Genomic DNA, 8,057 nt, shown 5'->3' with positions numbered 1-8,057 from the left:
TACGAGCTCTTTGAAACCTACGGAAGGGACACCCCGAATCTGGGAGATTTAACCAAGCGGCTACGTGAAAACAATAAAAGAATTGGCGAGTTAGAGCGGAAGTTGGCGGGGATTGATGCAGAAGAACAGCCGAAACTCACTGTTTCTCAAGAGGATATTGCTGAATTGGAGAGGGCTTTACGCTATATTATCAATACAACAGAAAGCCCGAAGAAGCTGCGACACTTCTTCGGGACATTCATTGATCGGATAATTTTGGGTGACGACTCGGTGCGGATTGAATACCGCCCCGAGTCGTTGATCAAAAACCAGGAACCGATAAAGGTTCCCAGTAAGGCAATATGGCTCCCCGGGACAGGCTCGAACTGCCGACCTAGTGATTAACAGTCACCCGCTCTACCGACTGAGCTACCGGGGAATTGCATTGAGGCGCGAATATTAATGACCTCTCCGGCCCTCGTCAATAGTCTGGGCGAGAAAAATTAGTTGCAGGTCAGTTTTTTTCCGCCCGCCCCTTTGTCCGAGATGCGTATTCGGCCGGGGTTGCCGAAGATGAGGGCTTTGGGGGGGATCTCTGCTGAGCTGCTGCAGAAGGTGATGGTGGCGTTGTAACCTGAGGCCCAGCCGTTGGGATCGAAGCGGATCAGGGGCCTGCCGGAGGTGGTGGTTATCCGTACTGGGGTGTTTGAGGGCGTTTGCCAGACGCGCAGCCGTAGATCTCCCTGGTCTGCCTTTTTGTTCCTGTTGCGATCGAGAAAAAGCAGGATACCCTGGTGCCACTCGGTGCTTTTCAGGCAGTTGATACCATCGCGGCTGGGGCAGAGAATCGCGTAATCGGTTTGCTGGATGGCGCTGATGCGAGCCATCTGAAGGTGTGTCAGAAAGCTCTGCAGGCTGCTGTGCAGCTGGTTCTGTGCGCTGAAATGACGGTACTCGGGAACCCCTACGCCGATCAGGATCAGCGCGACGCTGAGCACCGAGGTGAGTTCCACGAGAGAGAAACCGCAGGCGCGGGCGCGCCTGGCCTGTGTAGGGGTGACGTCCATGTCGTGCCCTCTTGAGCGGATTGTGATCGTTTCCTGTTAGAGCCTAGCTCCTCTCCTTCCACTTACAAGGCGATCTCTCAGCTCAAAACGCTTTCGATCCGGTCGAGGGCGTTTTGCAGATTTGTCATGCTGGTGGCGATGGATATCCTGACATGGCCGCCGAGGCCGAATGCGGAGCCGGGCACCAGGGCCACGCCGGCCTGTTCGATCAGATATTCCGCCAACTCCAGGTCGTTGCTGACACCGCCGATCGATTCCAGCGCCCCTTCGATATTAGGGAAGAGATAGAAGGTGCCGTCGGCCGGCAGACAGGAGATGCCGGGCATCGTGTTGAGCCGTTCCAGTACATAGTCGTGACGCTCTTTGAACGAGGTGAGCATCTCCTTGATGCACTCTTGGGGCCCCTCCAGCGCCGTTTGTGCCGCTACTTGGGAGATGGAGGTGGGATTGGAGGTGCTCTGGGATTGGATCTTCTTCATCGCCTTGATGATATTGGCGGGGCCGCCGGCGTAGCCGATGCGCCAGCCGGTCATCGAATAGGCTTTGGAGACGCCGTTCAGTACCAAAGTGCGGTTGGCGAGGTCGGGGCAGGCCATCAGGATGTTGCAGAAGGGCTCGTCCGACCAGAGGATGTGTTCGTACATGTCGTCGGTGGCGATCAGCAGCTTAGGGTGCTCCCGCAACACCTCGCCCAACGCCTCCAGCTCCTGACGGCTATAGGCGATGCCGGTGGGGTTGGAGGGGCTGTTGATCACCACCAGCTTGGTCAAGCTGGTGATCGCCGCCTGCAGTTGGGCCGGAGTGATCTTGAAGTGCTGCGAGGCATCGGCGTGCACGTAGACCGGCACACCGCCCGCTAGCAGCGCCATGTCAGGGTAGGAGACCCAGTAGGGCACCGGGATGATCACCTCGTCGCCGGGCTCCACCACCGCCTGGGCTAGGTTGTAGAAGCTCTGTTTGCCGCCGCAGGAGACCAGGATTTGGTCTGCTGCGTAGTCGAGACCGTTGTCCTGCTTGAATTTGTGGATGATCGCCTGTTTCAGTCCGGGGGTGCCGTCCACCGCTGTGTATTTGGTGAAGCCGTCGTTGATCGCCTGGATCGCGGCGGCCTTGATGTGTTCCGGAGTGTCGAAGTCGGGCTCACCAGCGCCCAGCCCGATTACATCTTTACCCGCAGCGCGCATCTCGCTGGCACGGGCGGTGATCGCCAGGGTGGGCGAGGGTTTGATCGCCTGTACGCGAGTGGAGAATAAGCTGTTCATCTACAAATTCCGTAACTGGAGGTTGAAAAGCATAATGCCGATAAGCTGACACGATTCCGGCATGTCGGCGTGTAATAATATCCAATTACCCTTAGATGCAGAATCCCCGATGGTGAAACAATTTCAATTGGCCTCCCGATTCGACCCGGCTGGCGATCAGCCCAGTGCAATCGAGCGGCTGGTAGAGGGTATCCACGATGGTGAGGCGGGTATGACTTTGCTCGGCGTGACCGGCTCGGGCAAGACCTTCACTATCGCCAACGTGATCCAGCAGGTGCGGCGTCCGACATTGGTCCTGGCCCACAATAAGACCCTGGCGGCCCAGCTTTACGGCGAGTTCAAGGAGTTTTTCCCCAATAACTCAGTGGAATATTTTGTCTCCTACTACGACTACTACCAGCCCGAGGCCTATGTGCCGGCCTCCGATACCTTCATCGAAAAGGACGCCTCGATCAACGAGCACATTGAGCAGATGCGTCTCTCCGCCACCAAGGCGCTGCTGGAGCGCAACGACACCATCATCGTCGCCACCGTCTCGGCGATCTACGGCCTGGGTGATCCACGCTCCTACCTGAGCATGATGCTGCACCTCTCCCGTGGTGACATCATCAACCAGCGCGATATCCTGCAGCGTCTTGCTGAGCTGCAGTACAAACGCAATGATGTGGAGCTGCATCGCGCCACCTTCCGGGTGCGCGGTGAGGTGATCGACATCTACCCGGCTGAGTCGGACGCCGAGGCGCTGCGGGTGGAGCTGTTCGATGACGAGGTGGAGCGGCTCACCCTGTTCGACCCGCTCACCGGCGAGCTGCTGCGTAAGGTGCCGCGTTACTCGATCTATCCGAAGAGCCACTATGTCACCCCCCGCGAGACCCTGCTGGCGGCGGTGGATCAGATCAAAGAAGAGCTAAAGGGGCGTCTGGATCAGCTGGAGTCGGCCAACAAACTGGTGGAGCGACAGCGGCTTGAGCAGCGCACCCGTTTCGATATCGAGATGATCCTGGAGCTGGGTTACTGCTCCGGCATCGAGAATTACTCCCGCTACCTTTCCGGACGTGGTTCCGGTGAGGCGCCGCCGACCCTGTTTGACTACCTGCCGGACGAGGCCCTATTGGTGGTGGATGAGAGTCACGTCACCATCCCGCAGATCGGCGGCATGTATCGGGGCGACCGATCGCGCAAGGAGACCCTGGTGGAGTATGGCTTTCGTCTGCCCTCGGCGCTCGACAACCGGCCGATGCGCTTCGACGAGTATGAGGCGCGCTCGCCCCAGACCATCTATGTCTCCGCCACCCCGCGTGAGTACGAGATCGAACGCTCCGGCGCTATCGTTGAACAGGTGGTCCGCCCCACCGGTCTACTCGACCCCGAGCTGGAGGTGCGCCCTGCCACCAGCCAGGTCGACGATCTGCTCTCCGAGATCGGCCAGCGGGTGGAGCAGAGCGAGCGGGTGCTGGTCACCACCCTGACTAAGCGCATGGCGGAGGATCTCACCGACTATCTGCACGATCACGATGTGAAGGTGCGCTATCTACACTCCGATATTGATACCGTGGAGCGGGTGGAGATCATCCGCGACCTGCGTCTCGGTGAGTTCGACGTGCTGGTGGGCATCAACCTGTTGCGCGAAGGGCTCGATATGCCAGAGGTCTCGCTGGTGGCGATTCTGGATGCCGACAAGGAGGGCTTTCTGCGCTCCGAAGGCGCGCTGATCCAGACCATCGGCCGGGCCGCGCGCAACGCCAACGGCAAGGCGATCCTCTATGCGGATGAGATCACCGGATCGATGCGCCGCGCCATCGACGAGACCGAGCGCCGCCGCAGCAAACAGATCGCCCATAATGAGGCTCACGGCATCACTCCGGAGACCATCCGCAAATCAGTTGCCGACATTCTGGAGGGAGCCTATCCCGGTGCCCCGGGGTCAGCCAAACGCTATGCTAAAGTGGTGGAGGAGCAGGCGGAGTATGCGGCCCTGTCACCACGGCAGATGGCCAAACGCATCAAGGCACTGGAGGATGAGATGTACCAGCACGCGCGGGATCTGGAGTTCGAGGAGGCGGCCAGGGTGCGCGATAAAATCCGTGAGTTGGAAGTACAGGGTGTGCTGGCATAGTCACGGATGAAGTCTCTAACGACTGATTTGTTTTGGTTTAAGTTGACAGGCCAGGAATAATTAGTTATGAAAAACGTGACTCCGTTCACGTTTTGTTGGTTGCGTAGATTTTGTAATCACCTTTCCAGGATGGATGTTGGTAGTTCATAGGACCTCTGGGGGGATGGCATGGGTAGTGATAGGTTCGGGATGATTCGCGACATCGTCGATGAGACCCGCTACGTCGGCCGGATGACGGGACGTTCGGAGATCAGTCGGTCGGTGTTGGCGGCGATGGAGCGCGTTCCCCGGGAGCAGTTTGTGGGGCCGGCGATGCTGCAGCACGCCTTCGATAACAGTCCCTTGCCGATCGGCTCAGGGCAGACTATCTCCCAGCCGTTTATCGTCGCCCTGATGACCGATGTGGCGGCGCCGGAAACCCATGACAAGGTGCTCGAGGTGGGGACCGGATCGGGATACCAGACTGCGATTCTGGCGGAGCTGGTCAATCAACTCTATACCGTTGAGATCCTGCCTGAGATGGCGCGGGCCGCTAGGCAGCGCCTTGATACCATTGGCTACAACAACATCCACTACCGGGTTGGGGATGGCCGCAATGGCTGGGCGGAAGAGGCGCCTTTCGACATCATCCTGGTAACCGCGGCCGCAGTGGAGGTTCCGCCGACGCTGATCGAGCAGCTGCGGCCTGGTGGGCGCATGGTGTTGCCGGTGGGTGAGCGCTACGCCGCACAGGAGTTGGTGTTGCTGGAGAAGGATGATCAGGGCGCAGTTTCCCTGTCGAGTCTATTGCCGGTGGCCTTTGTTCCCCTGACCAGCGGCCACTGAGTTTTCAGTCCGACAACGGGGCTTCCGTGGCTCTGGCCAGAGCTGCCTCGATAAATCGCACAAAGGCCCTTGCAATTCGATCCCGGCTGCATGTATTATTCCGCGCTCTTCAGGCGCGTAGCTCAGTTGGTTAGAGCACCACCTTGACATGGTGGGGGTCGTTGGTTCGAATCCAATCGCGCCTACCAAATAATAAGGGCTTACGACTTTCGTAGGCCTTTTTTCGTTTCGAGAACAGGTGCGGGGTGTATCCTGTGGGGCAGGCGGTCGGAGTCACTGCTATTAATCCGGCAGCCTATGTCTGCTAAAGCAGGGGATGTTTGAGTGACTCCAGAAAGCCTGTCGGGGGGAGGGAGGCAATTAGCATGGCTCAAATGCCGGCACGACGGTTGTTGGTTACGGGCGGGGCGGGTTTTATCGGCTCGGCGGTGATCCGCTATCTGATCAATGAGACAGACCACCATGTGGTTAATCTCGATAAACTCACCTACGCGGGCAATCTGGAGTCGCTGGCTGCGGTGGACGGCAGCGAACGCTACGCCTTCGAGCGGGTCGATATCTGCGACCAGGCGGAGGTCGACCGGGTGTTCCGTGAGCATCATCCGGACCTGGTGATGCACCTCGCCGCCGAATCCCATGTCGATCGCTCGATTAGCGGTCCGGCGGAGTTCATTCAGACCAACATCACCGGCAGCTATGTGATGCTGGAGGCGGCGCGCCAATACTGGTCTGGCCTGGAGGGTCCCGCCAAAGCGCGGTTTCGCTTCCACCATATCTCCACCGATGAGGTCTACGGTGACCTGGAGGGGACTGACGATCTCTTTACAGAAGAGACCCCCTACGCGCCGAGTTCTCCCTATTCCGCCTCCAAGGCGAGTTCCGATCACCTGGTGCGCGCCTGGAACCGCACCTACAGGTTGCCGGTGGTGATCACCAACTGCTCCAACAACTACGGCCCCTATCAGTTCCCCGAGAAGCTGATCCCGCTGGTGATCCTCAACGCGGTGGCTGGTAAGCCCCTGCCGATCTACGGTAAGGGGGATCAGATCCGCGACTGGCTGCAGGTTGAAGATCATGCCCGCGCGCTGGTGAAGGTGGCGCTGGAGGGGCGGGATGGCGAGACCTACAATATCGGCGGCCATAACGAGAAGACCAATCTTGAGGTGGTTAAAACACTCTGTTCGATCCTCGATGAGCTGCGCCCGGAGCACCCCGAGGGCATCCAACGCTATGAAGAGCTGATCACCTACGTGGCTGATCGCCCCGGTCACGATCTGCGCTATGCAATCGATGCCTCCAAGATCGAACGGGATCTGGGTTGGACGCCAGACGAGACCTTCGAGAGCGGTATCCGAAAGACAGTGGAGTGGTATCTCGACAACGCCGGCTGGGTGGAGAATGTGGCCAGTGGCGAGTATCGCAAATGGATCGAGAGCAACTACGACAAACGGGGGGGATGAGTGAGAAAGGGAATTATTCTGGCGGGGGGCTCAGGTACCCGGCTCTATCCGGTGACGCAGGTTGTCTCCAAGCAGCTGTTGCCAATCTACGACAAACCGATGATCTACTATCCCCTGACCACGCTGATGCTGGCGGGGATCCGGGACGTGCTTATCATCTCCACCCCTCAGGATACGCCCCGCTTCGAGCAGCTGTTGGGCGATGGTTCCCTGTGGGGCATGAACCTCTCCTATGCGGTGCAGCCCACTCCCGACGGCCTGGCCCAGGCCTTCATTATCGGCGCTGACTTTATCGGTAACGATCCCTGTGCCCTAGTGCTCGGGGACAACGTCTTTTTTGGCCATGAACTGGCCACCGATCTGCTGCATGCGGCCGAGCGTGAAACCGGTGCCACCGTGTTCGCCTACCAGGTCAATGACCCGGAGCGCTACGGTGTGGTCGAGTTCGACAGGTCCGGTAAGGTGATCAGCCTGGAAGAGAAGCCGGAGCAGCCCAAGTCCCGCTACGCGGTGACCGGCCTTTATTTCTATGACAATCAGGTGGTCGATATCGCCCGTGATCTGAAGCCCTCCGCCAGGGGCGAGCTGGAGATTACCGACCTCAACAAGCGCTATCTGGAGGCGGGGGAGTTGACCGTCTCCCTGATGGGGCGCGGCTATGCCTGGCTCGATACCGGCACCCATTGGTCGTTGATCGAGGCCTCCCAGTTTATCGAGACCATCGAGCGGCGGCAAGGTCTGAAGATCGCTTGTCCGGAAGAGGTCGCCTGGCGTTCCGGCTTCATCGACGACGAGCAGCTTGAGCGGCTGGTCGAGCCGCTGAAGAAGAGCGGCTATGGGCAATATCTGCTTGCGTTACTGCAGGAAGGGTATTAGCGATGCGTGTGACACCGACTTCGATTCCTGATGTGCTGGTGATCGAGCCACAGATCTTTGGTGACAGCCGGGGCTTCTTTCTCGAGAGCTTCAATGCCAAGGCGTTTCAACAAGCGACAGGATCGGATGTGAGATTTGTGCAGGACAACCACTCACGTTCCCAGCGCAACGTCCTGCGCGGGCTGCATTATCAGATCCAGCAGCCCCAGGGCAAGCTGGTGCGTGTAGCCCAGGGGGCGGTGTTCGATGTGGCAGTGGATATCCGTCGATCCTCCCCCAGCTTTGGCCAGTGGGTGGGGGTGGAGCTGACCGAAGAGAATCACCGCCAGCTGTGGGTGCCGGCAGGTTTCGCCCACGGCTTCGTGGTGCTCAGCGAGAGCGCGGACTTCCTCTACAAGACCACCGACTACTACGCCCCTGAACATGAACGCTGCATCCGCTGGGATGACCCGGAGATCGGCATCGAATGGCC

The 8,057-nt window shown here is 59.1% G+C and carries 7 protein-coding genes and 2 tRNA genes; 6 read left to right on the top strand and 3 right to left on the bottom strand.

The features are described from left to right. Positions 1 to 342 precede the first annotated feature (342 nt). The 3 genes from RIFP1SYM_RS14820 to RIFP1SYM_RS14810 all read right to left on the bottom strand — a co-directional run bounded on the left by RIFP1SYM_RS14820 (position 343) and on the right by RIFP1SYM_RS14810 (position 2,308). Positions 343 to 418: transfer RNA gene (locus tag RIFP1SYM_RS14820), tRNA-Asn, on the bottom strand. Positions 419 to 482: 64 nt separating this feature from the next. Beyond that, positions 483 to 1,046, bottom strand: a complete 564-nt coding sequence (locus RIFP1SYM_RS14815) for a GspH/FimT family pseudopilin (protein WP_005966243.1) — start codon at positions 1,044 to 1,046, stop codon at positions 483 to 485. Between the two features lie 77 nt (positions 1,047 to 1,123). Beyond that, positions 1,124 to 2,308, bottom strand: coding sequence for a pyridoxal phosphate-dependent aminotransferase (locus RIFP1SYM_RS14810; RefSeq protein ID WP_005966241.1), 1,185 nt, complete (start codon positions 2,306 to 2,308; stop codon positions 1,124 to 1,126). Between the two features lie 109 nt (positions 2,309 to 2,417). On the opposite strand from RIFP1SYM_RS14810, the gene uvrB reads away from it, so the two are divergent. The 6 genes from uvrB to rfbC all read left to right on the top strand — a co-directional run. Further along, a complete protein-coding gene (uvrB, locus tag RIFP1SYM_RS14805) occupies positions 2,418 to 4,424 on the top strand; it encodes an excinuclease ABC subunit UvrB (protein ID WP_005966239.1) in 2,007 nt (668 codons plus the stop codon). Between the two features lie 168 nt (positions 4,425 to 4,592). Continuing rightward, positions 4,593 to 5,249 (top strand): protein-L-isoaspartate(D-aspartate) O-methyltransferase, encoded by a 657-nt coding sequence (locus RIFP1SYM_RS14800; protein ID WP_005966237.1) that lies wholly within the window; start codon positions 4,593 to 4,595, stop codon positions 5,247 to 5,249. Between the two features lie 111 nt (positions 5,250 to 5,360). After that, positions 5,361 to 5,437, top strand: a tRNA-Val gene (locus RIFP1SYM_RS14795). 186 nt (positions 5,438 to 5,623) lie between these two features. Further along, the gene (rfbB, locus tag RIFP1SYM_RS14790; protein ID WP_005966235.1) at positions 5,624 to 6,709 is read left to right on the top strand and encodes a dTDP-glucose 4,6-dehydratase; all 1,086 of its coding nucleotides are present in this window, start codon (positions 5,624 to 5,626) and stop codon (positions 6,707 to 6,709) included. After that, complete coding sequence (gene rfbA, locus RIFP1SYM_RS14785; RefSeq protein ID WP_005966234.1) at positions 6,710 to 7,585, top strand: glucose-1-phosphate thymidylyltransferase RfbA; 876 nt, start codon at positions 6,710 to 6,712, stop codon at positions 7,583 to 7,585. A gap of 2 nt (positions 7,586 to 7,587) precedes the next feature. Then, the coding region (gene rfbC, locus RIFP1SYM_RS14780; RefSeq protein WP_039960653.1) for a dTDP-4-dehydrorhamnose 3,5-epimerase at positions 7,588 to 8,057 on the top strand (470 nt) is incomplete at its 3' end.

The sequence above is a fragment of the endosymbiont of Riftia pachyptila (vent Ph05) genome (genome assembly GCF_000224455.1).
GTDB classification, from domain to species: domain Bacteria; phylum Pseudomonadota; class Gammaproteobacteria; order Chromatiales; family Chromatiaceae; genus Endoriftia; species Endoriftia persephonae.
This window is presented reverse-complemented; position numbering and strand designations above follow the sequence as displayed.